Source organism: Stenotrophomonas sp. YJH_SMC_37, assembly GCF_059370035.1.
In genome coordinates this window covers 36,094-62,643 of the sequence record NZ_JCAFTG010000005.1, presented here as the reverse complement: position 1 = coordinate 62,643, position 26,550 = coordinate 36,094, and the positions used below count along the sequence as shown (strand labels likewise).

The following is a 26,550-nucleotide window of genomic DNA, read 5'->3' as shown; positions in this document are numbered from 1 at the left end:
AGTGTGGACAACGGCGCAACAGGAAAGGCCGGGCAATGCCCGGCCTTTTCCTTGAAGCTGACCGCCGGATTCAGTGCGCGGCGGCGAAGCCCGCATCACCCAGCGGCGACAGCATCGAGCCGCGCGGTTCGCCGTCTGCGCCTTGCCCGGCGGCGCTCAACGCTTGCTGGTACGCCTTGGCCGTCGCGGTATTGAACGCCACCAGCACGATGCGCATCGGCTGCGCATGGCTGCGCTGCCAGGCCAGTGTCTCGGTCACGGCGATCTGCGCCGCCTGGTACAGCGGATAGCCATACACACCGCAGCTGATCGCCGGGAAGGCGATCGACTGCACCCCCAGCGACTCGGCCAGCTGCAGCGATTTCCAGTAGCAGTTGGCGAGCAATGCCGGCTCGTCGCGCTGGCCGTCGTGCCAGACCGGGCCCACCGTGTGCAGTACATGCCGTGCCGGCAAGGCGTAAGCGCCGGTGGCACGCACTTCGCCGGTCGGGCAACGCACGCCCGGGCGCAGCTCGGGCAACCGCTCGCACTCGGCCCGCAATGCGGGGCCGGCCGCACGATGGATCGCGCCGTCCACACCACCGCCGCCGAGCAATGTTTCGTTGGCCGCGTTGACGATCGCATCCACCGCCAGGGTCGTGATGTCACCCTGCCAAACTTCGATCTTCATGCGTCCGTCTCCTGCCTGTGAGGTGTTCCGCGCAGCCTCTGCGCCGGCTGTACCCCACGGTAGGGGACAGGGCATCGATACTGCGTCATGACCGTCTCACGCGCTGCGATCCGACGGCCTTCACGCACGATGGCGGTCGCTGCCTTCACGCAGGCTGAAGCGGTCATGGATCCGCGGCAGGCGGTGGCGCCAGGCAATGCCCGGCGGCTTGCGTCATGGCAGGCCAGCCAGCCAGTCGTCGTCGGAACCCTCGTTCACATCGGCGAACAGCGGCGTGGAGAAATAGCGTTCACCGGTGTCCGGCAGCATCGCCAGGATCACCGAGCCCGGCTCAGCGCGGGCTGCCACGTCCAGCGCGCTGGCCACGGTGGCGCCGGCGGAGATGCCGACGAAGATCCCTTCCTCCGCCGCCAGTCGGCGCGCGGTGGCGATGGCGCGGTCATCCTCCACCAACACCAGTTCATCCACCACATCGCGGTTGAGCACGTCCGGCACGAAATCCGGGGTCCAGCCTTGGATCTTGTGCGGTTTCCAATCATCGCCCTTGAGCAGGGCGGCGCCGGCGGGTTCGGTAGCAATGACGCGGGTCTGCGGGCGCGCGACCTTCAACACTTCGCCCACGCCGGTGAGCGTGCCGCCGGTGCCCCAGCCACTGACGAAGTAATCCAGCCGCTTGCCGGCGAAGTCGCGCAGGATCTCGGCGGCCGTGGTGTTGCGGTGATAAGCCGGATTGGCCGGGTTGGCGAACTGGCTGGCCAGGAACCAGCCATGCTGCTCGGCCAGTTCGCGCGCCTTGCGCACCATGCCGCTGCCACGCTCGGCGGCCGGGGTCAGGATTACCTTCGCGCCATAGGCGCGCATCAGTTTGCGACGCTCCACCGAAAAGGTCTCGACCATCGTGGCCACGAATTTGTAGCCGCGCGCGGCAGCGACCATCGCCAGCGCCACGCCGGTGTTGCCCGAGGTGGCCTCCACGATCGTGTCGCCTGGCTTGAGCAGGCCACGCGCTTCGGCGTCGAGGATGATTGCCAGCGCCAGGCGGTCCTTGACCGAGCCGCCCGGATTGAATGACTCGACCTTGGCGTAGACGCTGACCTGTGGCGGTGCCAGGCGCTGCAGCCTGACGATGGGGGTGTTGCCGACGGTATCGAGGATGGACTCGTACAGGGCCATGGAAGCGCTCCGGAAACGGGGCCGCGCCGGGCTTCGGCGGGCAAAGGGGGAGGGCTGGCTGTTCAGGCCAGCGGCTGCCGGCTGACCGTAGCGCCGGCATATGACGCCCGGAAATGACCAGATACCTTTCTTAAACAACCTTTGGTTATAAGCTGGTGACGGCAATTGACCCTAGAGTGGACCTCCGCCCCACGCCGCCTGCCTCCCATGACGCTGACCCAGCTGCGCTACCTGGTTGCCATTGCCGATGCCGAGCTGAACATCACGCTCGCTGCCTCGCGCGTGCACGCCACCCAGCCCGGCCTGTCCAAGCAGCTCAAGCAGCTGGAAGACGAGCTCGGCTTTCTGTTGTTCGTGCGCAAGGGCCGCAGCCTGGAGTCGGTCACCCCGGCCGGCACCGAGGTCATCGCCCGCGCCCGCGCGGTGCTGGCTGAGGCCAACAACATCCGCACCTACGCGGCAAACCAGCGTCGCGAGAGCCAGGGTCAGCTGATCCTGACCACCACGCACACCCAGGCGCGCTTCGTGCTGCCGCCGGCGGTGGCGGCGATCAAGCAGGCCTACCCGCAGGTCAGCGTGCACCTGCAGCAGGCCGGTGAAGCCGACGCGCTGGACCGCTTGAACCAGGGTGATGCCGATATTGCGATCATCAGCACCGCAGGCGGTGAGCCCACCGATGGCATCGCAGTGCCGCTGTTCCGGTGGCGGCGCCTGGTGGTGGTGCCCAAGGGCCATCCGCTGGACCGCGCCGGCCGCGCACCGGACCTGGCCGCGCTGGCCCGCCAGCCGTTGATCAGCTACGAATCCTCGACCCGACCGAACTCGTCGCTGCAACGCGCCTTCGCCGCCAATGGGCTGGTGCCCGATCTGGCACTGACCGCGCTGGATGCGGACCTGATCAAGACCTACGTACGCACCGGGCTGGGCGTGGGCCTGCTGGCCGAGATGGCGGTCAGTTCCAACGATGAAGACCTGCGTTCGTGGCCGGCCCCGGACCCGATCGCCGAGTGCATCGCCTGGGCGGTGTTGCCGCGCGACCGGGTGCTGCGTGATTACGCGCTGGAACTGGTGCACGTGCTGGCACCGCAGATTGATCCGCGCGACCTGCGGCGGGTGCTGGATGGCAACCAGGCCGCAGCGTGGCCGGTGCCGCCGACGTGGGAGTCACTGACCCAGACCATCACGGTGTGAGGGGTTGGTCGAGCAGGGCTTGCAGCCCTGCACCTGCTGCGGCATTCAAGCAACAGCAACAGCAGAAGCGGTATTCCGTGGGATGGCGGGGCGGTGTCGGAGTGCGGGGACGCCGTAAACCCGTCCCTGGGGGCTTGGCAGCCGCATCCATGCGGCTGACACCCCGCACTCCGACACCGCCCCACCTCTGACAGATTCCGGCGGCTGTTGGTAGATGTCGACTTTGGTCGACACGGTAGATCCACGCCATGCGTGGATGAATCTCCATCGAAATCGAATATTTCGAATTGAAATCGAAAAGCATCCACGCATGGCGTGGATCTACTGCAGATCGCGGAGATCTGTCGAAGACGGGATGGGTCCGGTTGCGGGAGTGTCCGCGGCATGGATGCCGCGGCCAAGCCCCCATGGATGGGTTTACGGCGTCTCCCGCAACCGGACCCACCCCGCCTACCCTCAGGAAACCGCTTTTGCTGTTGCTTCGGCTCTTGCCGTGGTCCGCAGCAGGTGCAGGGCTGCAAGCCCTGCCGACAAACCTCCTCCTGCGACGGTTCGTCGCACAGGGCAACCCTGGACCCGCCTCTACACTAGCGCGGTGACCCGCCTGTCCCGCCCGCAGCGCCTTCTGCTCCAGCTCGCCGTCCTGGCGACGCTGCTGATGGTGCTTGCGCCGCTGGTCAGCCGCGCGCTGCAGGCGCCGCCGATGGACCACACCGCAATGGCGGGCATGGACCACGCCGCCATGGGCCATGGCATGCACGACATGACCATGGCCGGGCACGACCCGCATGGCGCTTCGCAGGCAGCACCCAACCGCCCAGCCGACCCCCACGCCATGCATGGCGAAGCCTGCGAATACTGCGTGCTGGCCATGCGCCTGCTGCCGTGGCTGGCGGTGCTGGTGCTGCAGTTGCCGCTGCTGTGGCGGCCGCGCCTGGTGTTCCCGTGGTCGCAACAGGTGCTGCCGGCACTGCGCTGGCCGGCGCATGCCGCACGTGGACCACCACGCTCCTCCATCGTCCGCTGATGTCCCTATCGAATCTGCCGCACGACGCCTGACCGGGCGCCGTGCGCGCGTGCGTACCTTGGAGCTGTTCCGATGAAAATGACTTCCCGCCCCGCGGGCGCCTGCGCGCGCCTGCCGGTTGCCCTTGGCCTGGCCGTGGCCGCGTCACTGGTCCACGCTGCGCCTGCTGAAGAAGCGCGCACCCTCGACACGATGGTGGTCACTGCCGCCGCGCCTTCGTCGCCACTGCACTGGGTGACCGATCCGCGCCTGCCGCGGCAGCCGGTCCCCGCCAGTGATGGCGCCGATTACCTGAAGACCGTGCCTGGCTTCTCCGCCATCCGCAACGGCGGCACCAACGGTGACCCGGTGCTGCGCGGCATGTTCGGTTCGCGGCTGAACATCCTCAGCAACGATGGCAACCTGATCGGTGCCTGCCCGTCGCGCATGGACAATCCGCTTTCCTATATCGCGCCGGAGAGCTTCGACCGGCTGACCATCATCAAGGGCCCGCAGAGCGTGCGCTGGGGCGCAGGTGCCTCGGCCGGCACCATCCGTTTCGAGCGCGATACGCCGCGCTTCGAGGAACCCGGTCTGCGTGCCGATGCCAGTGGACTGGTCGGCTCGCGCAACCGCAACGACCAGGTGCTGGACCTGACGCTGGGCAATCCGGCCGGTTACGTGCGTGCCAGCGGCAATCGCTCGGAAGCGGACGACTACAAGGATGGTCATGGTGACGTGGTGCCGTCGAAGTGGCGCAAGTGGAACGGCGACGTGGCCATCGGCTGGACGCCGGACGCCGATACGCTGCTGGAAATCTCCGCCGGTGCCGGCGATGCGATCGCGCGCTATGCCGGGCGTGGCATGGACGGCGCCGCGTTCGAGCGCACCAGCTACGCGGCACGCTTCGAGAAGCGCAACCTGCCGGGCGCGTGGGAAACGTTGCAGGCCAACGTGTACTACAACGAAGCCGACCATGTGATGGACAACTACACGCTGCGCACGCCGAATCCCAACAGCATGATGCCCATGCCGATGGCTTCGAATGTGGACCGCCGAACCCAGGGCGGCCGGGCCAGTTCCGAGTGGCGCTGGCAGGAGGTGCAGCTGGTGGCCGGTGTGGACGGTGAGGACAGCCGCCACCGTGGCCGCAACGGCATGGGCCGCGATACTTACCGCCAGGCCGCGTGGCAGACCGATGCGAACTTCCACCGCTATGGCGTGTTCACCGAGTTGACCCTGGGTGCCGGCACGGACCAGCGCTGGATCAGTGGCCTGCGCATCGACCGTGCCAGCGCCCGCGATGAGCGGCAATCGATCGGCGGCATGATGGGCAACCGGCCCAATCCCAGCGCCGGGCAGACGCGCAAGGAATGGCTCGGCAGCGGGTTCCTGCGCTACGAGCAGGACCTTGCCGACGGCCTGACCTGGTACGCCGGCCTCGGCCACAGTGAACGCATGCCCGACTACTGGGAACTGTTCTCGCCCGATCATGGCCCGTCGGGCGCAGTGAACGCGTTCACCGGCGTGCAGCCCGAGCGCACCACCCAGCTCGACATGGGCCTGCAGTTCAAGGGACCGCGTGTGCAGGCATGGGTATCGGCATATGCCGGGCAGATCCAGGACTACATCCTGTTCACCTATCACGGCAGCGGCATGATGGGCATGAGCCAGGCCAACAACGTCGATGCGCGCATCGCCGGTGCCGAAGCCGGGCTGGAAGTGAGCCTGGCTGCGCAGTGGAAGCTGGGTGGCACGCTAGCCTATGCCTGGGGCGAGAACCGCGACCAGCAGCGTCCGCTGCCGCAGATGCCGCCGCTGGAAGCGCGCCTGAGCGCGAACTGGGAAGGCCAGCGCTGGAGTGCCGGTGCGCTGCTGCGTGCGGTGACCCATCAGCATCGTGTCGCAGATGGCCAGGGCACTGTGGTCGCGCAGGACCTGGGGCCGAGTGCCGGCTTCGCTACCTTCGCGCTCAATGCCGCTTACCGCTTCAGTTCGCAGCTGCAGCTCAGTGCGGGCGTCGACAACCTGTTCGACCGCGCCTACAGCGAGCACCTGAACCTGGCCGGCAGCGCCGACTTCGGCTTCCCGGCCGACCCGGTGCGCATCAATGAACCCGGGCGCAGCCTGTGGATGAAGGTGAACTACCGGTACTGATCGGCCGGGTAAAAAAAACGGGGCCGGATCCCCGCCAGGATCCGTCCCCGCCCGACGCCCTCTGTCGGGCAGCTTCGACTCTACGATGACAACGCCTGCGGCGCACGGCGGGATACACCTCGACACATGCCGACACCGCTGCTGTGAGCCTTGCACGGAACAGGTTCACGGCGCTATCGCGCCGCCGGTGCCACGCCAGTAAACGCTTGGCACATATCGCTTCCACGGGTGCTTGCCTACACTCGGCGGCCGTGGATCTATCAGGACCGTTCATGTTGGCTCGCATTGCTTCGACCCTGGCCCTTGGCCTCAGCCTGGCCCTTCTGGCCGGGTGCGGGGGCAAACAGGAGGCCGCCGCCCGTCGGCAGGGCGAAGCGGTGCCGGTGACCGCGCAGGTCGTGCAGTCCTCGCAGTGGAATGACACGCTGCAGGCGCTGGGCACGGCCAAGGCGCGCGAGTCCATCAGCGTGACGGCCAAGGTCAGCGAAATCGTCGAGAAGGTGCACTTTGAAAGTGGCCAGCATGTGGCCGCCGGTGCGCCGATCGTGACCCTGCGCGGGCAGGCCCAGGAGGCCGCGCTGGTGCAGGCGCAGGCCACCTTCCACGAAGCCGACCAGCTGTACAGGCGCCAGCGCGAGCTGGCCTCCCAGCGCCTGGTGTCCAGCGCCACCCTGGATACGCAGAAGTCGATCCGCGATGCGGCCGAGGCGCGCGTGATGCAGATGCAGGCCGACATCGGTGACCGCCGCGTGCGCGCGCCGTTCGCTGGCGTGCTCGGCATCCGCCAAGTCAGCCCCGGCTCGCTGGTGACCCCGACCACGGTCATCGCCACGCTCGATGACATCGAGCACATGCACGTCGATTTCCAGGTGCCGGAAGTGGAACTGGCTGCGCTGGGCGTCGGTGACAAGGTCAGCGCCACCAGCGTGGCGTGGCCGGGCCGCACCTTCGAGGGTGAGGTCAGCACCATCGATGCGCGCATCGATCCGGTCACCCGTGCGGTGACCGTGCGCGCCGACTTCGCCAACGGCGATCATGCGCTGCGCCCGGGCATGCTGCTGGACGTGCGGCTGTTCCGCCCCGAGCGCCCGGCGCTGGTGGTCCCGGAAATCGCCGTGGTGCAGGTCGGCCGCGATACCTTCGTGTACCGCATCAAGGCCGACGACAGCGTCGAGCGCGTGGACGTGGTCACCGGTGCGCGCCGCGCCGGCGTGGTCGAGATCAAGCAGGGGCTGGAAGCGGGCCAGCGCATCGTGGTTGATGGCACCGGCAAACTGCGCCCGGGCCTGAAGGTCGCGGCCAGGGATGCGGCACCGGCCAGCGGCGCGAAACCGGATGCCGCGCCGGCACCGGCCGCGGCCGAGGGGCACGGCGGATGAAACTGTCCGACATCTCCATCCAGCGGCCGGTGTTCGCCGTGGTGATGAGCCTGCTGCTGCTGGTGCTGGGCGTGATGTCCTTCACCCGCCTGACCCTGCGCGAGCTGCCTGCCATCGACCCGCCCATTGTTTCGGTGTCGGTGGATTACACCGGTGCCTCGGCGGCGGTCATCGAAAGCCGCATCACCCAGGTGCTGGAAGATGCGCTGGCCGGCATCGAAGGCATCGATACGATCAACGCGCGCAGCACCAACGGCCGCTCGCAGGTCAGCATCGAGTTCACCTCCAACCGCGATATCGAAGCGGCGGCCAACGACGTGCGCGATGCGGTCAGCCGCGTCGCCGACCGCATGCCGGAAGAAGCGCGGCCGCCGGAAATCGCCAAGGTCGAAAGCGATGCCGACCCGATCATCTGGTTCAACATGGTCTCTTCGACCATGGACACGCTGGAACTGAGCGATTACGCCGACCGCTATGTGGTCGACCGCTTCTCCAGCCTCGACGGCGTGGCCCAGGTCCGCATCGGCGGCCGCCAGCGCTATGCGATGCGCATCTGGCTGGACCGCGACCAGCTGGCCGCACGTGGGCTGACCACCGGCGACGTGGAAACCGCGCTGCGCAACGAGAACGTGGAACTGCCGGCCGGCCGCATCGAGTCGACCGACCGTGATTTCACCCTGCGCGTGGAGCGCAACTACATCAAGCCCGAGGATTTCGCCACCATCCCGCTGGGCAAGGGCCGCGATGGCTACGTGGTGCGCATGGGCGACGTGGCGAAGATCGAACTGGCCTCGGCCGAGCGCCGCGCCTACTACCGCAGTAACGGCGAGCCGGGCATCGGCCTGGGTATCGTCAAGACCTCCACCGCCAACTCGCTGGACGTGGCGCGCACCGCGCGCGCTGAAGCCGAGCGGGTGGCACTGACCCTGCCCAAGGGCACGCAGATCTTTGTTGCGTTCGACAACACCACCTTCATTGAAGCCGCCGTTGACCGCGTCTACGCCACGCTGGTGGAGGCAATGATCCTGGTGCTGGCGGTGATCTGGCTGTTCCTCGGCAGCTTCCGTGCCGCACTGATTCCGGCGGTGACCGTGCCGGTCTGCCTGGTGGCCGCGTTCATCGCACTGTACGCGTTCGACTTCTCGATCAACCTGCTGACCCTGTTGGCACTGGTGCTGTGCATCGGCCTGGTGGTGGACGATGCGATCGTGGTGGTGGAAAACGTGCAGCGCCGCATCGACCTGGGCGAGCCCCCACTGGTGGCCTCCAAGCGCGGTACCACGCAGGTTGCCTTCGCGGTGATAGCCACCACCGCCGTGCTGGTGGCGGTGTTCCTGCCGGTCGGTTTCCTGGAAGGCAATACCGGGCGCCTGTTCCGCGAGCTGGCGGTGGCGCTGGCGGCAGCGGTGGCGCTGTCCGCATTCGTAGCGCTGACGCTGACGCCGATGATGGCGTCCAAGCTGCTCAAGCCGCACACAGGGCACGCACCACGTGGCCTGCATGGCTTCATCAACCGCAATCTGGAGCGCCTGGCCTCGAGCTATGGCCGCGTGCTCGACCACCATGTCGACCGCACCTGGATCTACCTGCTGGTGATGGTGGCCGCACTGGCTGCCAGCTGGGGCCTGCTCAAGCTGCTGCCGTCGGAACTGGCGCCGGCCGAAGACCGCGGTTCGTTCCAGATCATGATCGACGGCCCGGAAGGCGCCGGCTACGACTACACCGTGCAGCAGGTGCAGCAGGTAGAAGCGCTGCTGGCGCCGCATGTCGGCCCGGACAAGCCGATCGTGCGCGCCAACCCGCGCGTGCCGGGCGGCTGGGGCGCCAGCGAGGAGATGCACACCGGCCGCGTCAGCATCTTCCTGCAGCCGTGGCGCCAGCGCAGCGAGGGGACGCCTGAAGTGGCCGACGCGCTGCAGAAAGAACTGGACACCATCCGCGGCGTGCGCGTGCGCACGCAGGTGGGCGGTGGCCTGGTGCGCAGTGGCGGGCAGCCGTTCCAGATCGTGCTGGGCGGCCCCGAATATGCCGAGATCGCGCAGTGGCGCGACCGCATCCTGCTGCGCATGGCCGACAATCCCGGCCTGGTTGGCCCGGACTCGGACTACAAGGAAACCCGGCCGCAGATGCGGGTGAACATCGACCGCCAGCGCGCGGCCGACCTCGGCGTGCCGGTCACCGCGATCGGATCGGCGCTGGAAACCATGATGGGTTCGCGCCGCGTCACCACCTTCGTCGACAACGGCGAGGAGTACGACGTGCTGGTGCAGGCCGGGCGCGATGGCCGTGCCAGCCCGGCCGACCTGGCCGCGATCCGCGTGCGTGCCACCTCCGGCGAGCTGGTGCCGCTGTCCAACCTGGTCACGCTGAGCGAAGTGGCCGAGGCCGGAACCCTGAACCGCTTCAACCGACTGCGCTCGATCACCATCAGTGCCGGCCTGGCGCCAGGCTATCCGTTGGGCGAGGCCATTGCCTGGGCACAGAACGTGGCCCGGGAAGAGCTGCCGCAGTACGCACAGGTGAACTGGAAGGGTGAGTCGCGTGAGTACCAGAGTGCCGGCGGTGCGGTGCTGCTGACCTTCGCGATGGCCCTGCTGGTGGTGTACCTGGTGCTGGCCGCGCAGTTCGAAAGCTTCATCCACCCGCTCACCATCATGCTGACCGTGCCGCTGGGTGTGCTCGGTGCGCTGGTCGGCCTGTGGGTGAGTGGCGGCACGGTGAACCTGTTCAGCCAGATCGGCATCGTGATGCTGGTTGGCCTGGCAGCGAAGAACGGCATCCTCATCGTCGAATTCGCCAACCAGCTGCGCGATGACGGGCGCACGGTGCGCGAGGCGATCATCGAATCGGCGATGGTGCGCCTGCGCCCGATCCTGATGACCTCGATCGCCACCGTGGTCGGCGCGATTCCGCTGGTGGTCGCCGGTGGCCCCGGCTCGGCCAGCCGTGGCACGATCGGTATCGTGATTATCTTCGGCGTAACTCTTTCGACCTTCCTGTCGCTGTTCGTGGTGCCGGCGTTCTACGCACGGCTGGCCCCGTACACCCGCTCGCCGGAAGCGGTGAAGCGCGAGCTGGAGAAGCAGGAAGCGGAATCGCCATCGGTGGGTGGCCATGCCTGACCCGACCACCGTGCTGCGAGGTGAAGGCTTCCAATTGCGCCCCTGGCGCCCGGATGACCTGGAATCGCTGCTGCACCACGCCAACGACGCCGAGGTGTCGCGGGGCCTGCGTGATCGCTTTCCGTACCCGTACACGCGCGGGGATGGCGAGGCCTTCCTCGCCGGCCGCGTGCTGGCTCCCGGCACCCTGAACCTGGCCATCGAGATAGACGGCCAGGCCTGCGGCAGCGTCGGTGCCCAGCAGGGCGTGGCCGAGCGTGGGCATACCGCCGAACTGGGTTACTGGCTGGGCCGGGCCTACTGGGGCCAGGGCCTGATGACCCGGGTGGTCGGTGTGTTTGCGCCTTGGGTGATGGACGAGCTGCGCCTGTTCAGGCTGCAGGCCACGGTGGTCGACTTCAATCTCGGCTCGGCCCGGGTGCTGGAGAAGAACGGCTTCCAGGAAGAGGGCGTGGAGCGCTGCGCGGTCTACAAGCGCGGCGTGCTGCACGATCTGCGCCGCTTCGCCCGGGTACGCACGCAGCTGCCCTGAACGCGCGGGCTGGCCGCTGTAGCGCCGAGCCCATGCTCGGCTGATTCCGGGGCCCAAGCCGGGCATGGACTCGGCGCTACAAGACAGCGCTACCGCAGCGGCCTTCGATCAGGGAGAATCGACCGGTCCCCTCCAGCCGACGGGACGTCCTTACAACCCGCCGACTGGAGAGAGCGCGCGTGGAAGCAACCGTACACTTCATCAACAGCATCATCTGGAGCAAGGCACTGATCTTCGTGTGCCTGGGCGCCGGCCTGTTCTTCAGCCTGCGCACGCGCTTCATGCAGATCCGTGGCTTCTTCGAAATGTGCCGCCTCACCGTCAGGGGTGAGAAATCCGACGCCGGCGTGTCCTCGTTCCAGGCGCTGGCCATGTCGATGGCCGGCCGCATGGGCATCGGCAATATTGCCGGCGTGGCCACCGCCATCGCCTTCGGCGGCCCCGGGGCGATCTTCTGGATGTGGGTGATGGGCTTCCTCGGCGCGTCCACCTCGTACGTGGAATGCACCCTGGCGCAGATCTACAAGACCAAGGACGCCGAAGGCCGCTACCGCGGTGGCCCGGCGTACTACATCGAGAAGGCGATGGGCCTGAAGTGGTATGCGCTGGCCTTCGCCATCGCCACGATCATCGCCGCAGGTTTCCTGATGCCGGGCGTGCAGGCCAATGCCATCGCCGACAGCATCATCAACGCCTGCCGTGGCACCGCGCTGTGCGGGCCGCTCGACGGCCAGGCCTTCGGCATGGAATCGGTGCAGGCGCTGAAGCTGGGCATCGGCATCGTGGTCGCGCTGCTGCTGGGCGTGGTGATCTTCGGTGGCGTCAAACGCATCGCCAACTTCGCCGAAGTGGTGGTGCCGTTCATGGCTGCCGGTTTCATCCTGATGGCCATCATCATCATGGTCATCAACTACGACCGCGTGCCGGAAATGTTCGGCATCATCTTCCAGAGTGCCTTCGGCACGCATGCCGCATTCGGCGCGATGATGGGCCTGGCGGTGGAGTGGGGCATCAAGCGCGGCATCTACGCCAACGAAGCCGGCCAGGGTTCGGGCCCGCATGCAGCGGCCGCCTCGGAAGTCTCGCACCCGGCCAAGCAGGGCTATGTGCAGGCCTTCGCCATCTACTTCGACACCATGATGGTGTGCACCGCCACCGCGTTCCTGATCCTGGCCAGCGGCACCTACAACGTGTACTCGCCGGCAGGTGCCAGCGCACCGCCGATCTTCCAGGGCCTGGCCGGCATTCCCGAAGGCGCCGGTTACGCCCAGGCCGGCGTGGAAGCGGTGCTGCCGGGCTGGGGTTCGGCATTCGTGTCCATCGCCATCTTCTTCTTCGCCTTCACCACCATCATGGCGTACTACTACATGGCCGAGACCAACCTCAGCTATGTAAACCACAACAGGAAGCGCCCGCTGACGGTGCTGGTGCTGCGCCTGGGCATCATCGGCATGGTGGTGTTCGGCGCGTTCCACAATGCCACCCTGGCCTGGGCGCTTGGCGACATCGGCGTGGGCCTGATGGCCTGGCTGAACATCATTGCCATCCTCATCATCCAGAAGCCGGCGATGCTGGCCCTGCGTGACTACGAACGACAGAAGAAGCTGGGCCTGGATCCGGTGTTCGACCCTGATGCCTTGGGCATCAAGAACGCCGATTTCTGGCGCCAGCGCAAGCAGGAGAGTGTGTAAGTGAACAACCCTTGGAACAACCGCCGCCCGTCCGCCCGTCCGCCGCGCGCAACGCCGTTGCCGCGCCCGGAGGTGCCGGCCACGGGCGGTGGTGGGCGCGGTGGCAGCGATGAGCTGCGTCTGTACGGCCTGAATGCCGTGCTGGCTGCGTTCGAAGCGCGGCCGCAGGCGCTGCGCAAGCTGTACCTGCTGGAAGCACGCATTCCGCGCCTGCAGCCGTTGTTGAAGTGGTGCGTGGCCAACCGCGTGGGCTACCGCGTGGTCGAGGATGGCGATCTGAACAAGCTGGCCGGCACCACCCATCACGAAGGCGTGGTGGCCGACATGCTGCGCGCACCGGCACTGCCGCTGGCGCAGTGGCTGCAGCAGGTCGGTGACGGCCCGGCGCTGGCGCTGTGGCTGGATGGCGTGGGCAACCCTCACAACCTCGGCGCGATCCTGCGCTCGGCCGCGCACTTCGGTGCCAAGGCGCTGCTGTTGCCGGCCGGCAGCACGCTGGCCCTGTCCGGCGCCGCCGCGCGCGTGGCCGAAGGCGGCGCCGAAGCGGTGCCGCTGGTGCAGCTGCCGGAGACCGCTCAGGCAATGGCACAACTGCGCGCAGCCGGTTTCGGCCTGGCCGCGACCCTGGTCGAGGGCGGTGATGACGTGTTCCGCGCGTCCCTGCCAGACCGGCTGGTGTACGTGATGGGCGCCGAAGGCGAGGGCATGGACCGTGGCCTGGCGAGCCAGTGCGATCTGCAGGTCTCGATCCCCGGCAGCGGCGCGGTGGAAAGCCTGAATGTCGCTTCCGCCACGGCCGTGCTGCTGGCGCAGTGGGCGAGCCGCCGCGGCTGAGTGACGCCCGGTGGGTGCGAACCCTGGTTCGCACCGCTCGTGCCGCTGCGCTTGCCGGGCATTGGCCCGACGCTACCGATGCGGGATCTGGCTTGGTGGGTGCGAACCCTGGTTCGCACCGCTCTTCCCGCCGCAAACGCCGGGCATGGCCCGGCGCTACCGCATCATTCGTTCGGCGGCGTGGTCGCCTTGGCCTCGCTGCCGAAGCTGCCATCGGCTTCCGCCGCCAGGTAGGCGAACACAGTGTAGGCGGCCACGTTCTGTGCCAGCGCCTTCGGGTCGATCTTGTCCAGCGTGTCGTCGGCGGTGTGGTGCAGGTGGAAGTAGTCCGAGCCGTCCTGCGCCAGCCACGCCCACGCACCGCCCTTGGCGGCCAGCGGGCCGACGTCCGGGCCCGGGCCACCCTTGTCGGCCTGGTACTCGATGCCCAGCGGCTTCATTACTTCGGCAATCTGCTTCGTCGCTTCGCGCGAGCCTTCCGGATTCGGCGAACCGGTATTGAAGGCGTAGATGCGGCCCGCGCCGAAGTCGCTCTCGGCGGCCAGCTGGTGCAGGGCCACGTCCTTCGCGTGCGCTTCGGCATAGGCCTTGCCGCCATACAGGCCCTGTTCCTCGTTGGCGAAGGCGATCACGCGGATGGTGCGCTTCGGTGCCTGCTTCAGCTGGCCGATCAGGTGGCCTGCGGCCATGGTGATGCCCACGCCCGCGCCGTCATCCACCGCACCGGTGCCCAGGTCCCACGAATCCAGATGCCCGCCAATCACCACTACTTCCTTCGGCAGGCTGCGGCCGGTGATCTCGCCGATCACGTTGTACGAGGTCGCCGTACCATCCCAGCCGCAGTCCAGCGCCACCTTCACCGTGGTGCTGCCACGGGCCAGCAGGCGGGCCAGCTGGTCGGCATCGGGCACCGACAGTGCCGCAGACGGCACCGGGGTCAGGCCGTCATCGAAACGGGTGATGCCGGTGTGCGGCACGCGGTGCGAGTCGGTGCCGGCCGAACGCATCAGGAAACCGACCGCGCCCTTGCGGATCGCCTCGGACGGACCCTTGCTGCGGATCGCGCCGCCGCGGCCGTAGTCGCGGCCATCGCGGAACGGCAGCATCTGGTAATCGACGAAGGCGATCTTGCCCTTGAGCGAACCGGCCGGCGCCGCCTGCAGTGCGGCCAGGTCGGCGAAGCGCACCACCTCGGCTTCAACGGTGCCGCCCGGGCTGCCGCCCAGTGCGGTGATCTGCAGCGGCTGCGGATTTTTGCCGGTCACGGCAGCGTGTTCACTGCGGCGCTCCCACTTCGGGAAGGTCACCGGTTCCTTCCACACCTTGTCGAAGCCCAGTGCCTTGAACTTGGCTTCGGCCCAGGCCACGGCGCGGGCGTCAGCCTCGCTGCCGGCGATGCGCGGGCCGATCTCGGTGGTGAGCGATTCGACCACCTTCCAGCCGGTGTCATCGGCCAAGGCCTGGTCGCGCAGCTGTGCGGCGGTGGCCAGCGACGCCGGGGGCAGGGTAGTGGTGTGCGGCGCCGCGAAGGCCGGGGCGGCCAGCAGGGCGAGGGAGGATGCGATGGCAAGAACGCGGCGACGCATGGACAACTCCGGGAAGGGACCTAAGCCTTGGAGCTTAACAGTCGTTCAGCCCGGCGCATGGGCGGGAGGTCATGGCTGGCGCGGATGCTGTTTCCCGCCAGATGCAGCAAAGCGAAAGCCCCGCCGGGGCGGGGCTTTCGCCTGCTTCTGTAGAGCCGAGCCAATGCTCGGCTGCCTTTTGCAGATCAGCCGAGCGTGGGCTCGGCTCTACAGGTGGGAGGGGCGCCCATAGGCGCCCGATACCTTATTTCTTCAGGCTGTCGCGGATCTCGCGCAGCAGCACCACTTCCTCGGCCGGTGCGGCCGGTGCAGCTTCCTTCTTGCGAGACAGGCGGTTGATCGCCTTGACCACGATGAAGATCGCGAAGGCCACGATCACGAACTGGATCAGGGTGTTGATGAAATCACCGTAGCCGATCACCACCGCCGGAATCTCCTTGCCGTCCGGGCCGATCCGTGCCGGCGACAGCGTCCACGCCAGCTGCGAGAAGTCCACCTTGCCGATCAGCAGGCCCAGCGGCGGCATGATGATCTTCTCGACCAGCGCCGTCACGATCTTGCCGAAGGCCGCGCCGATCACCACGCCGACGGCGAGGTCGATGACGTTGCCGCGCATGGCGAATTCCTTGAACTCGGTGAGCATTCCCATTGTTGTTTTTCTCCGGTGGGGAAGTGGACAGCGCGCAGGGTAGCGCAGGTGACGTCAGCCGGCGATCACGCCGTGGCGCTCGGCCACGTTTTCCAGGCGGGCACTGAAGCGGTCGCCGGGCTTCAGCGCAGCCACCCCGGACGGGGTGCCCATGAACACCAGGTCACCGGCACGCAGCTGCCACAGCTTGGACAGCTCATGCAGGATCTCCGGCACGTTCCAGATCATCTGGTCGAGCAGTGCCTGCTGGCGCACCTCGCCGTTGACCTCCAGCGACAGGTTCAGCGCAGCCAGGTCGCCGACTTCTTCGGCGTGCACGATTTCGCTGATCGGCGCGGAGGCATCGAACCCCTTCGCGGCATCCCAAGGATGGCCCTTGTCCTTGGCTGCGGCCTGCAGATCGCGGCGGGTCAGGTCCAGGCCGACGGCGTAGCCGTAGACCAGCGCATCGGCGTTGGCGACGGCCAGCTCGCCGGCGGGCGCATCGCGACCGATCGCCACCACCAGTTCCACTTCGTGGTGCAGGTTGGCGGTTGCTGGCGGATAGGGGATGGCATCGTCGTGGCCGACCACGATGGCGTCGGCCGGCTTGCTGAAGAACATCGGGCGGCCGCGGTCATCGGCCGCCGGCACCGCCGCGCCCATTTCGCGGGCGTGGTCGGCGAAGTTGCGGCCGACGCAGTAGATACGGTGCACGGGGAAGCTGCCGCCACCGGCTACCGGTACACGCGGCAGGGCTACGGCAGGGATCACATCGGAGACATCGGACATGCGGGCATCCAGGAAGGGCGTGCCCGCAGTCTAGAACGCATGGCGCCCGCCGTCAGCGGGCGCGGAAGGCCTGGATCAGCGCGAGGCCGGCAACACCGGCTTGCGCACCACGCGGTACTCGCCCTCGACCACGGTCGGGTCCACCGGACGCGCGGCGCCCGGCTTGCGCGAGGCCAGCAGCTTCCATGCCAGGCCAACCAGGATCATCGCGGCACCGACGAACACACCGATGAACACCATCACGGCCAGGATCGCCAGGCCGAGCAGGCCCACGGCAACGCGCACCAACGGATGGCGCGGCTTGCGCGGCGCGAACAGGGTGCGGAACTGGTTGAAGGCGGATGCGCGGTTGAACATGGCGGCTCGATAGGCTGGGATCAGCGAAAACAGAGTATCGGGACGCGCCACTGTCATTGAGTGAAAAACTCGTTAAATATAGCCTGTGCTTATTACGGATCAATGACTTGTGTTCATGTCGCAGCCAGTCACCTGAGCAGGCATGCGACAATTCCGGTTTACCGTCCGAGCTTTCGCCATGACTATCGCTGCTGCCCTGATCGCCCTTGATGCCATTGCCGATGGCGCGTTTGCCGAGGTCGAAGCGGTGATCGATGGCGATGCCGAATCGCTGGTGCTGTACCGCGACGGCGCGCAGGTGCGCGCATTCCTGAACATCTGCCCGCACGCCGGCCGTCGCCTGGACTGGGCCCCGGGCCAGTTCCTGAAGAGCCGCGAGGGCCACCTGGTGTGCGCCGCGCATGGCGCCTCGTTCACGCTGGACAGCGGCGACTGCATTGCCGGCCCGTGCAAGGGCGACCGCCTGCGTGCGGTGCCGGTCGATATCCGCGATGGGCAGGTCTATCTGGCCTGAGGCCGGAAGCAGTCGAGCACGGCTCGATTCTACAAAGGCTCCACGCATGGCGTGGACCCACCCCGCCATCCCACGGAATGCCAGCCGTTGACGTTGACGTTGACGTTGACGTTGACGTTGACGTTGATTCTGCGGGTGCAGGGCGCAGCCCTGCCAACAAACCCAACCCTCAGAACATCAGGTTGATCATCAACACCACCACGCAGGTGTAGATCAGCGACAACGGTCCGCCGACCCGCCACATCTCGCGCGGGGTGTAATTGGCCGGGCCGGTGATCATCGAAATCACCGGGTTGGAGGCCGTCATCAGGTTGTTGGACGCCGACAGCGCCACGATCAGCGCGAACGCGGTCGGGTTGCCGCCCGCCGCCAGTGCCAGATTCACCGCGATCGGTACCATCACGATGGTCGCGCCCACATGGCTGATCACCAGCGAGAACGCCGTGGTCAGCAGTGCCAGCGCCACCTCCAGCACCCACACCGGGATGCCGGTGGGCAGCTTGTCGATGGTGTGGCCGGCCACCCATGCCGCCGCACCACTGGAGTCCATCGCCCATCCGAGCGGGATCAGCCCGGCCATCATGAACACCGTTTTCCAGTTGATCGAGGCATACGCCTCGTCCATGCGCAGCACGCCGGTCAGCAGCATGCCGGCCACGCCGGTCATCAGCGTCAGCGCGACCGGCAGCTTGCTGGTCAGCGCGATCAGGATGGTCAGCGCGAAGATCGCCATCGCAATCTTGAACTTGTGCGGGCGCTGCTCGCCGGTCGGATAGTCGGTCACCACCACGAAGTCGCGGCTCTTGGCCGCCTGTGCCAGGTCGGTCCAGATGCTGTGGAAGACCAGCATGTCGCCTGCACGCAACTGCACGTCGCGCACGTCCTCGCGGATCACCTGCTTGTCGCGGTTGATCGCCAGCAGGCTGATGCCACGCTCCTTGCGCAGGCGCAGGTCGGCCGCGCTCTTGCCGATCACGTTCGAGGTCGGCGGTACCACCGCCTCGGAAATACCGGCGCGGCTCGGGTTGAACAGGTCACCCAGGTGCTTCAGGCGCGAAGACATGCGCAGGAACTGGTTCTGCGCGAAATCGTTGATCTGCTGGCGCGGGCCCATCGCACCGAGCACGCTGCCTACCCAGATGCGCATCTCCGCCGGCGGCGCCAGGCGGGTGTCATTACCGGTTTTCAGGGCCAGCAGCAGCGGGGCGTCGTGCAGGTTCTCGGCCTCGCCCAGGGTCATGCCCACCAGCGGACTTTCCGCGCTGACCACCAGCTCGAACACATCGCCTTCGATGCCATAGGTCTTGGCGAAGTAGCTCTCGGTGCGTGCTGGGGTGACCCCGTCGTTGACCAGGGTTTCTTCCTCGATCAGCTTGCGGTCGCCGTAGTAGCGGAAGTACAGCAGCGAGGCGATCAGCAGTGCCACGCCAATCGGCAGCGGCGCGAACATGCGCAGCGGCTCGATGGTGGCCAGGCCGGAAGGCAGGTTGTTGTTGGCCGAGGCCAGCAGATCGTTCAGCAGGATCAGCGGCGAATTGCCGACCATGGTCAGCGCACCGCCCATCACGATCGCCGCCGAGATCGGCAGCAGCAGGCGCTGCATCGTCAGCCCGGTGCGCGCTGCCAGTCGCGAGGCGACCGGCAGATACAAGGCCATCACCGACGGGTTCTGCATGAAGGACGAGTTCAGGCCGGCGATGGCGGTGGTCATCATCAGCAGCCGCTGTTCGACGCCGTGGCCGCGCCGCAGCAGCCATGCGGCCAGCCGGTTCAGCGCCCCGGTGCGGTCCAGGCCCGCACCGAGGATGGTGGTGGCGATGATGCTCATCACCGCGTTACCGGAGAAACCGCCGAAGATCTCCTCCGGCGCGATCAGGCCGGTGACACCGAGTACCACCAGCACCACCAGCGCGACCACGTCGGCGCGGATGCGCTCGAACAGGAACATCGCCATCGTGAAGCCGACCAGCCCGAGCACGAGCTTCATGTCGTTGGTCAGCGTCAGCGCGGTATCCATGTGGGGCGCGGCGTCCTCAGGCGATCATCAGGTGCGGTCGTACAGCAGGTCCCAGACGCCGTGGCCGAGTTTCTGGCCGCGGGTCTCGAAGTGGGTCTGCGGGCGCCAGTCCGGACGCGGCACGCTGCCACGCGGGCCGGCGCGGTTGACCAGGCCGGCAGTCGCGTCAAGCACGTCCCACATCTGCTCGGCGTAGTCTTCCCAGTCGGTGGCGCAGTGCAGGCGGCCACCCGGGCGCAGCTTGCGCACCAGCAGCTCGGCAAATGCCGGCTGCAGCAGGCGGCGCTTGTTGTGGCGCTTCTTGTGCCACGGGTCCGGGAAGTAGATGCGCACTTCATCGAGCGCGCCATCGGCGATCTCGTTCTGCAGCACTTCCACCGCGTCATGGTGGTACAGGCGCACGTGGTCGGCATTGTCCTCAGCCAGCGCGTTCAGCAACCGGCCCACGCCGGGGGCGTGCACTTCGATGCCGATGTAGTCGCGCGACGGATCGTGCTGGGCGGCGAAGCGCAGCGCGGCACCGTTGCCGAAGCCGATTTCCAGCACCTTGTGTGCCGGGCGGCCGAAGGTGGCATCCAGGTCACGCGGCTGGCCGGTGTAGTCGAGGCCGAAGCGCGGCCAGCGTTCGTCGAACGCGCGCTGCTGGGCGGGGGTGAAACGTCCCTGGCGCAACACGAAGCTGCGCACCTCGCGGCGGCCCTCGCTTACGGTGAAGGGCTTGGGTGGGGCCTTGGAGCCGGCGCTGTCAAAAGGATTGGTCATCAGCCGATCAGCCCGTCCACCGGAGAGGATGCGCTGGCGTAGCGCTTGCGCGGGACGCGCCCGGCCAGGAAAGCCTCGCGGCCGGCCTCGACTGCCTTGCGCATGGCAGTGGCCATCAGCACCGGGTTGCGCGCACCGGCAATGGCGGTGTTCATCAACACGCCGTCGCAGCCCAGTTCCATCGCGATCGCCGCATCCGAGGCGGTGCCCACGCCGGCATCAACAATGATCGGCACCTTGGCGTCTTCGATGATCTGCAGCAGGTTGTACTTGTTCTGGATGCCCAGGCCCGAACCGATCGGCGCGGCCAGCGGCATCACTGCGGCGCAGCCGATCTCTTCCAGGCGCTTGGCCAGGATCGGGTCGTCGGAGGTGTAGACCATCACCTCGAAGCCGTCCTTGACCAGCTGCTCGGCGGCCTTGAGGGTCTGCACCACGTCCGGGTACAGGGTCTTCTGGTCGCCCAGCACCTCCAGCTTGGTCAGGTTGTGGCCGTCCAGCAGCTCACGGGCCAGGCGGCAGGTACGCACCGCGTCTTCGGCGGTGTAGCAGCCAGCGGTGTTGGGCAGGATGGTGAAGCGCTCCGGTGGCAGCACGTCCAGCAGGTTCGGCTCGCCCCGGTTCTGCCCGATGTTGGTGCGGCGGATGGCCACGGTGACGATCTGGGCGCCAGCAGCCTCGGTGGCCAGGCGGGTTTCTTCCAGGTCCTTGAACTTGCCGGTGCCGGTGAGCAGCCGCGAGCCATAGGTCTTGCCGGCGATCACCAGCGAATCGGGGGAGACATGAACGTTCATGGCGCGATTATCGCCTATCCGCCTGAAGATGGGATCACGCAATGGCGTGCCGGCCGTGGATCGGCATGGGTAGTGCCGGCCGCTGGCCGGCAAACCCGGACAGGCCTCAGCCCCCACCCAGCGCGTGCACGATCTCGACAATGTCGCCTTCAGCCAGGACATGCTCGCGATGGCGGCTGCGGCTGACGATCTCGCCGTTGACCTCCACTGCCACCCGGCGCTGCAGCAGCTGCTCGGCCTCGAGCAGGTCGTGAAGGGTCGCCGAGGCGGGCAGGGTGCGGGGTTCGCCGTTGAGCTGGATGTTCATGCCTGCATTGTCGCTTATAGCCCTTCGTGATCGGAACGTTTGCAATTTGATCGGGGCGCCAGCTCCAGCACAGCAGGCTTCGGCGTGCTCAGGCGACAATCCATGCGGCGGCGCAGCGTGAGCAAACGGCGGCCCGGTGAAACCATTGACCGTGCGCCGGCGTACGTGTGCCGGATTCCAACCTATTTACCCCACAGGAGTTCCTAGATGCAGCTCAGCAAACACCCGATCCGCTCCCTGATGGCGGCTGCGATCGCACTCGCCGCGCTGCCGGCCATGGCAGGCGAAAGTCCGTATTCCAAGGCCGTGTTCTTCGGCGACAGCCTCACCGACGCCGGCTATTTCCGGCCGCTGCTCGATCCGGGCGTGCAGCCGGTCACCGGCCAGTTCACCACCAACCCGGGTTGGGTGTGGGCACAGCAGGTCGCCAACTACTACGGCCTCAACGGGGGTGCCAACGGCAACGGCCAGAGTGGCGACAACTACGCCGTGGGCGGTGCCCGGGTATCGGTGGACGAGGCCGGTGGCCTGGGCGTGATTCCGTCGCTGAAGTCGCAAGCAACCCGCTACCTTGCCGCGAACGGTGGCAAGGCTGACGGCAACGCACTGTACACCGTATGGGGAGGCGCCAATGATCTGTTTGCGGCCACCCGTGCGGCGGCAGGTGGCGCGTCGCAGGCCCAGGTGCAGGGCATCATCGGCGCAGCGGTCACCGACCAGATCGCGCTGGTAGGTGCGCTGAAGCAGGCTGGTGCCCAGTACGTGCTGGTACCGAACCTGCCGGATGTGGGCATCACCCCGCAGTTCCGCGGCCCCAATGCCGCCGCCGCCACCGCATTGTCGGCCGGCTACAACAAGGCGCTGTACGGTGGCCTGAAGCAGGCAGGCATCGAGTTCATTCCGCTCGATACCTTCAGCATCCTGCGCGAAGTGACTGCCAATCCGGGCATGTACGGCTTCACCAACGTCACCAGCACCGCCTGCAGGATCGATCCGAACAACTCCACCGCCAGCATCATCGGCTGCAACCCGACCAGTTACGTCAGCCCGGATGCAGCCAACACCTACCTGTTCGCCGACGGCGTGCATCCGACCACCGCCGGCCATCAGCTGCTGGGCCAGTATGCTGTCTCGGTGCTGGAAGGCCCGCGTCTGCAGCAGGTGCTGAGCCACTCGGCCCAGACCATCGGCCGTTCGCGTGCCGACCAGGTCAGCATGCACCTGGGTGGTCGCCCGGCCGATGGCCTGTCCTGGTGGGGCGGCGTGCGCGGTGACCTGCAGCGTTATGACCATGCCGACCTGTACGACGGCCTGGCGCCCGCCGGCCTGTTCGGTATCGACTGGGCACGCGACGGCATGGTGTTCGGCGGCTTCGCCGGCTTCGGCCGCCTCAACGCAGACTTCGGCAACAGCCGTGGCGACTTCACCCAGAAGGACACCACTGCCGGTCTGTTCGCCGGCTGGTATGGTGACCGCATCTGGATCAATGGCCAGGTCAGCTACACCTGGCTGTCCTATGACGTGAACCGCAAGGTCCAGCTGGGCCCGGCCACTCGTGAGCACGGCGGTTCGCCGGACGGCAGCAACCTGACCGCCGCGCTGAACGCCGGCTACGAGTTCGGCACCGAAGGCGGTTTCCGCCACGGCCCGATTGCTTCGGTGATCTGGCAGAAGGTGAAGATCGATGGCTACACCGAAAGCGCTGCGGCCGGCACCCTGGCCACCGCACTGGGCTACGACCGCCAGAACGTCGATTCGACCGTCGGCCGCATCGGCTGGCAGGCCCGCTTCGATGGCGGCACCGTCAAGCCGTACGCGCAGGTGACCTACGACCACGAGTTCGAAGACACCAAGCAGGCCAGCGCATGGCTGCAGACCCTGCCGGAACTGGGCAGCTATCGTGTGCCGGGCCTGAACTTCGACAAGAACTACGCCACCGTGGTGCTGGGTGCCCGTACCGAGCTGTTCGGCCTGCAGAGCAACTTCGGCCTGAGCGCTTCGGCCGGGCAGAAGCGTGGCCAGGACGCGACGCTGTTCGCCAACTTCAGCGGCAGCTTCTAAGCAGAAACCAGGCGGGGCCGGACCCCTTTCGGGAACGAAAGGGCGCCGGCCCCGCTCTGATGCGGGGGCACCATTGCGCAACACCGGCCCCAGCGCATAGACTTTCCACCGCAACGCGGGCGTAGCTCAATGGTAGAGCTGTAGCTTCCCAAGCTACTGACGTGGGTTCGATTCCCATCGCCCGCTCCATGTCTCCAGGGTATTCACCCCCGGCAGACGCGGCGTACTCGATGCACCACACCCAGCTCGAGCGTGTGGCAGCAGCGCCGCAATCTCCTCCTCAGTGTTGGGCTGTGGCCCCTTCGAACCATAGCTGGAGTGGCTTATGCGCCCGCTTGCGGCCGGGCGAAGTCCACCAGGTCGGAAGGATAGTGCGGGCAGGTGCGCAGCGCGGCATCGTCGCCGCCATACAGCACCACCAGCGCTGCTACCTCCAGCGCCCAGTAACCCCATGCATGCGGTCCGGTCAGCCGTCGGGTCCGCTTCTGAGCCTGGGGCGACAGTAGAAAGAAGTCACGGTAGTGCACCTGCAGGTAGCCGGTCAGCAGGGATGGAACGAACGCTTCACCGTCGCGCAACGGCGCGAACAGCTCGGCGAACGGGCGCGGATGGAATATCGCATCGCTGGCTTCGGCAAGGCCCAGTGCCGGTGCGCTGAGGTAGTCCAGCACGCGGTCGGTGTCGAAGCAGAGCACCTTCTCCACCAACGCTGGAAGACGGTCCTGCGCATCCAGCAGCACGCCCAGTGACAACAGCTGCAGGGCGTACTCGTAGTGCTGCGTTGTGCGCGGTTGCAACGGCGCGGCCAGCGCGATGTCGTGGCCCTGCTGTTGCAGGCTGTTCCGGGCAATGGCCAGCAAACGTGCATGCTCGAGCCAGAGTTCTGCAACGTCGGCATGCATCTGCTGCAATGCCGTGGGGGCGAATCCACGGTCGATGCCTTTCAGCAGCAGGTTGCTGCCGGTCTGGGCAACCGCTTCCCAGCCGTACGCATGTTCCAGCGCCGCATGCCCCTGCAGCGGTTCCTCCGCAGGGTCACCGCCATTGCGCGCATGACGCGCAAGCAGGGCCATGCCCGCGTTCCAGTCTGCCTGCCAGTCCGGCAGGCGAAGCATGCGGCGCGGTACTCCCGGATCCTTGGCCAGTGCTCTCCATCGCGGTAGTACGTCCAGCAGCAGATTCCGGCGGTTCACGGCAGTCATCGGTTCCATCATCAGGGAAAGTCTAGCGGCAATGCCGGTTCGACCCCCATTGCCTGGCACCGCGTTGAAGGTTTGAATGGTGCGCAATCGCAGTCACCATGCCCGCATGACCGTTGATCGAATCGCCCTCCGCCGTTTCACCCAGTGGCTGCCGTTCCTGGTCCTGGTCGCCATCTGCGTGGCCTGGTGGTCGCCGCTGGGCGTGGTTGTCGCCCTGGCCGCGTGCCTTGCAGTGGGTGGTGTGCTGCAGCGCCTTGATCTGGTCGGCGATACCGTAGGCGGCGCACTGCTGCGCTCGCGGGCGACGCTGCCCTTTGCTACCCGGCCGCCCACGCATGATGTCCTGTTGGATTGGGGCGAACTGGGCATGGGGGGGCCGGCCTACAGCACCCAGATGCTGCGCGATGGCGCCATTGTCGAGGGCGTATCCACTGGAGGCAGCCACGACGTCAGTGGCGAGTGGCAGACGCTGGCGGGAAGCGGGCTGCGTGTGGCCAGTGGCTATGTTGATCGCAGCGAAGCGGTGATCGTCTACGACGAAGCGGACAAGCGGGTGATGCACCTGCAGGCGATTGTTCCCAGCCTGTTCTGGCAGGAACTGCACGAGCGCCGGCAGCTTGGCGGGGATGCCGAAGCCGCAATGTGGTTGCGGGATATCCCCTGTCGATCGACCACGCTGCGGCCCTGCCGGGGTCTATGGCTGGAACCGGAGCATCCCGCGCTGGCCGCCGGGTTGCCGCAGGCATTGCGGCATGTCCTGCCGGATGCCCGGGTGCTGCAGGCCATACCGCTGCTGCCCGACGATCTGCGCCTGACCGCGCATCCGACGCTGTTCGCGCGCATCTGCCCGTACGCGCTCTGTCTTGATGGCGAGCTCAGTGACCGTCACGCTTGCGATCTGGAAACGGTGATTACCAGCCCGTCCGGACGGTGCGTGGCGGTGGCGGGCAGCGTGCTTGATGGGGATCTGCGTCCCATCGAGGGCGTATGGCTCGTCCACTGGCAGGGGTGTTGGCAGGCCATTGGCCGCCGTGCGACGGGCGGCAGCGGCAAGGCCCGCAGTGGTGCCTGGATCGATGTGATCGAGGCCGGCGATGACGGTTCGCTTCGCTGCGAAGCCTATGAGGAACACTGGACGTTCGACGCGATCACACGCATGCCCACGCCACACACTGCGCTCGCCCTGCCTGTGGAATGGCGGGAAACCGCGCTGGCCGTGCGTGTCCGCGATGGGCACTTCTCGCTGCGCCTGCCCCCGCGCTGATCAGCGGCGGCAGGCATCCCTTGGATGAGCCATGAGGATGTCCCCGGCGACGGTGCGGTCATCGCCGGAGACGGTGCGGCGACTATCGGCTGTCAGTCTGAGTAGAAGCCGTTGCCAAGGATGCCGGGCAGGCCGGGTTCCGGCCACGGCATCAGTGACGTGCAGGCGTCATACAGCGTGCAGAAGTCCTGCCGAAGTTGCGCAGGCACCCAGCTGCCATAGGAAACGTCGGTCGAGTCGCCCTGGCAGGCGTAGGAAACATCGATCCAGCGGGTATTGGCGTGTGAGGCAACGCCCTGGTGCTGTGTCTTGCCTGTGCAGTAGCGCAGGCCCTGGCCGATCAGCGTGTTGTTGGCATCGAAGTAGAGCCGGGAGACTGCATGGGTCGGCGCAGCCTGTACGTCTGCGGCGCCGCCCACCAGGCCAAACAGCAACAACAGCGGAATTCCCATTCGCATCTGTGGTTCTCCTTGGGGTATGTAAGCCGGCCGTGTCCTGTCCATCAGCCGGC

The 26,550-nt window shown here is 67.1% G+C and carries 23 protein-coding genes and 1 tRNA gene; 12 read left to right on the top strand and 12 right to left on the bottom strand.

What is annotated here, in order from left to right:
* Nucleotides 1-70: 70 nt before the first annotated feature.
* Together AC5P8J_RS09150 and cysK are read right to left on the bottom strand one after the other, a co-directional pair.
* Entirely contained in the window at nucleotides 71-670 is a 600-nt protein-coding gene (locus AC5P8J_RS09150; RefSeq protein WP_019660020.1) for an O-acetyl-ADP-ribose deacetylase, read from the bottom strand.
* Nucleotides 671-883: 213 nt separating this feature from the next.
* The gene (cysK, locus tag AC5P8J_RS09145; RefSeq protein WP_495216765.1) at nucleotides 884-1,843 is read right to left on the bottom strand and encodes a cysteine synthase A; all 960 of its coding nucleotides are present in this window, start codon (nucleotides 1,841-1,843) and stop codon (nucleotides 884-886) included.
* Nucleotides 1,844-2,050: 207 nt separating this feature from the next.
* Here cysK and AC5P8J_RS09140 point away from each other — a divergent pair, with 207 nt between their 5' ends.
* The 8 genes from AC5P8J_RS09140 (at nucleotide 2,051) to AC5P8J_RS09105 (ending at nucleotide 13,755) form a co-directional block, all read left to right on the top strand.
* On the top strand, nucleotides 2,051-3,034 hold the full coding sequence (locus AC5P8J_RS09140; protein ID WP_019660022.1) for a LysR family transcriptional regulator: 984 nt from the start codon (nucleotides 2,051-2,053) through the stop codon (nucleotides 3,032-3,034).
* A 595-nt stretch (nucleotides 3,035-3,629) separates the two neighbouring features.
* Nucleotides 3,630-4,061, top strand: coding sequence for a DUF2946 domain-containing protein (locus tag AC5P8J_RS09135; RefSeq protein ID WP_312546216.1), 432 nt, complete (start codon nucleotides 3,630-3,632; stop codon nucleotides 4,059-4,061).
* A 72-nt stretch (nucleotides 4,062-4,133) separates the two neighbouring features.
* The gene (locus tag AC5P8J_RS09130; protein ID WP_495216764.1) at nucleotides 4,134-6,197 is read left to right on the top strand and encodes a TonB-dependent copper receptor; all 2,064 of its coding nucleotides are present in this window, start codon (nucleotides 4,134-4,136) and stop codon (nucleotides 6,195-6,197) included.
* A 272-nt stretch (nucleotides 6,198-6,469) separates the two neighbouring features.
* Entirely contained in the window at nucleotides 6,470-7,576 is a 1,107-nt protein-coding gene (locus AC5P8J_RS09125) for an efflux RND transporter periplasmic adaptor subunit (protein ID WP_019660197.1), read from the top strand.
* A complete protein-coding gene (locus tag AC5P8J_RS09120; protein ID WP_134735752.1) occupies nucleotides 7,573-10,698 on the top strand; it encodes an efflux RND transporter permease subunit in 3,126 nt (1,041 codons plus the stop codon). The genes AC5P8J_RS09125 and AC5P8J_RS09120 overlap by 4 nt, the downstream gene beginning before the upstream one ends.
* Nucleotides 10,691-11,230, top strand: coding sequence for a GNAT family N-acetyltransferase (locus tag AC5P8J_RS09115; protein WP_019660195.1), 540 nt, complete (start codon nucleotides 10,691-10,693; stop codon nucleotides 11,228-11,230). The genes AC5P8J_RS09120 and AC5P8J_RS09115 overlap by 8 nt, the downstream gene beginning before the upstream one ends.
* A gap of 179 nt (nucleotides 11,231-11,409) precedes the next feature.
* Nucleotides 11,410-12,921: an alanine/glycine:cation symporter family protein gene (locus AC5P8J_RS09110; protein ID WP_021202003.1), complete on the top strand. Its 1,512-nt coding sequence runs from the start codon at nucleotides 11,410-11,412 to the stop codon at nucleotides 12,919-12,921.
* Nucleotides 12,922-13,755, top strand: a complete 834-nt coding sequence (locus tag AC5P8J_RS09105; RefSeq protein ID WP_134731279.1) for a TrmH family RNA methyltransferase — start codon at nucleotides 12,922-12,924, stop codon at nucleotides 13,753-13,755.
* Nucleotides 13,756-13,919: 164 nt separating this feature from the next.
* Here AC5P8J_RS09105 and AC5P8J_RS09100 read toward each other — a convergent pair whose 3' ends face one another.
* The 4 genes from AC5P8J_RS09100 to AC5P8J_RS09085 all read right to left on the bottom strand — a co-directional run bounded on the left by AC5P8J_RS09100 (nucleotide 13,920) and on the right by AC5P8J_RS09085 (nucleotide 17,118).
* Nucleotides 13,920-15,341 (bottom strand): M28 family peptidase, encoded by a 1,422-nt coding sequence (locus AC5P8J_RS09100; protein WP_019660192.1) that lies wholly within the window; start codon nucleotides 15,339-15,341, stop codon nucleotides 13,920-13,922.
* Nucleotides 15,342-15,585: 244 nt separating this feature from the next.
* Complete coding sequence (gene mscL / locus AC5P8J_RS09095) at nucleotides 15,586-15,990, bottom strand: large-conductance mechanosensitive channel protein MscL (protein ID WP_019660191.1); 405 nt, start codon at nucleotides 15,988-15,990, stop codon at nucleotides 15,586-15,588.
* Between the two features lie 54 nt (nucleotides 15,991-16,044).
* Nucleotides 16,045-16,761, bottom strand: a complete 717-nt coding sequence (locus AC5P8J_RS09090) for a fumarylacetoacetate hydrolase family protein (protein ID WP_227852954.1) — start codon at nucleotides 16,759-16,761, stop codon at nucleotides 16,045-16,047.
* A 75-nt stretch (nucleotides 16,762-16,836) separates the two neighbouring features.
* Entirely contained in the window at nucleotides 16,837-17,118 is a 282-nt protein-coding gene (locus AC5P8J_RS09085) for a hypothetical protein (RefSeq protein ID WP_227852955.1), read from the bottom strand.
* A 178-nt stretch (nucleotides 17,119-17,296) separates the two neighbouring features.
* Between AC5P8J_RS09085 and AC5P8J_RS09080 the strand changes: the two genes are divergently transcribed.
* Nucleotides 17,297-17,632, top strand: coding sequence for a Rieske (2Fe-2S) protein (locus AC5P8J_RS09080; protein ID WP_111098281.1), 336 nt, complete (start codon nucleotides 17,297-17,299; stop codon nucleotides 17,630-17,632).
* A 169-nt stretch (nucleotides 17,633-17,801) separates the two neighbouring features.
* Here AC5P8J_RS09080 and AC5P8J_RS09075 read toward each other — a convergent pair whose 3' ends face one another.
* From AC5P8J_RS09075 to thiS, 4 genes are all read right to left on the bottom strand, one after another.
* A complete protein-coding gene (locus AC5P8J_RS09075; RefSeq protein ID WP_019660187.1) occupies nucleotides 17,802-19,649 on the bottom strand; it encodes an SLC13 family permease in 1,848 nt (615 codons plus the stop codon).
* Between the two features lie 27 nt (nucleotides 19,650-19,676).
* Nucleotides 19,677-20,411, bottom strand: a complete 735-nt coding sequence (gene trmB / locus AC5P8J_RS09070; protein ID WP_019660186.1) for a tRNA (guanosine(46)-N7)-methyltransferase TrmB — start codon at nucleotides 20,409-20,411, stop codon at nucleotides 19,677-19,679.
* The gene (locus tag AC5P8J_RS09065) at nucleotides 20,411-21,205 is read right to left on the bottom strand and encodes a thiazole synthase (RefSeq protein WP_494533820.1); all 795 of its coding nucleotides are present in this window, start codon (nucleotides 21,203-21,205) and stop codon (nucleotides 20,411-20,413) included. Before AC5P8J_RS09065 ends, trmB begins: the two co-directional genes overlap by 1 nt.
* A 106-nt stretch (nucleotides 21,206-21,311) precedes the next feature.
* Nucleotides 21,312-21,512: a sulfur carrier protein ThiS gene (gene thiS, locus AC5P8J_RS09060; protein WP_019660184.1), complete on the bottom strand. Its 201-nt coding sequence runs from the start codon at nucleotides 21,510-21,512 to the stop codon at nucleotides 21,312-21,314.
* A gap of 240 nt (nucleotides 21,513-21,752) precedes the next feature.
* Between thiS and AC5P8J_RS09055 the strand changes: the two genes are divergently transcribed.
* Both AC5P8J_RS09055 and AC5P8J_RS09050 read left to right on the top strand, forming a co-directional pair.
* On the top strand, nucleotides 21,753-23,573 hold the full coding sequence (locus AC5P8J_RS09055) for an autotransporter outer membrane beta-barrel domain-containing protein (RefSeq protein ID WP_180832925.1): 1,821 nt from the start codon (nucleotides 21,753-21,755) through the stop codon (nucleotides 23,571-23,573).
* Nucleotides 23,574-23,688: 115 nt separating this feature from the next.
* Nucleotides 23,689-23,762, top strand: a tRNA-Gly gene (locus AC5P8J_RS09050).
* Nucleotides 23,763-23,896: 134 nt separating this feature from the next.
* On the opposite strand, the gene AC5P8J_RS09045 is transcribed toward AC5P8J_RS09050, so the two are convergent.
* Nucleotides 23,897-24,766, bottom strand: coding sequence for a PoNe immunity protein domain-containing protein (locus tag AC5P8J_RS09045; RefSeq protein ID WP_332329872.1), 870 nt, complete (start codon nucleotides 24,764-24,766; stop codon nucleotides 23,897-23,899).
* A 115-nt stretch (nucleotides 24,767-24,881) separates the two neighbouring features.
* Between AC5P8J_RS09045 and AC5P8J_RS09040 the strand changes: the two genes are divergently transcribed.
* Nucleotides 24,882-26,039 (top strand): hypothetical protein, encoded by a 1,158-nt coding sequence (locus AC5P8J_RS09040; protein WP_494533821.1) that lies wholly within the window; start codon nucleotides 24,882-24,884, stop codon nucleotides 26,037-26,039.
* A gap of 92 nt (nucleotides 26,040-26,131) precedes the next feature.
* On the opposite strand, the gene AC5P8J_RS09035 is transcribed toward AC5P8J_RS09040, so the two are convergent.
* Nucleotides 26,132-26,497, bottom strand: coding sequence for a hypothetical protein (locus tag AC5P8J_RS09035; RefSeq protein WP_227845086.1), 366 nt, complete (start codon nucleotides 26,495-26,497; stop codon nucleotides 26,132-26,134).
* Between the last annotated feature and the right edge of the window lie 53 nt (nucleotides 26,498-26,550).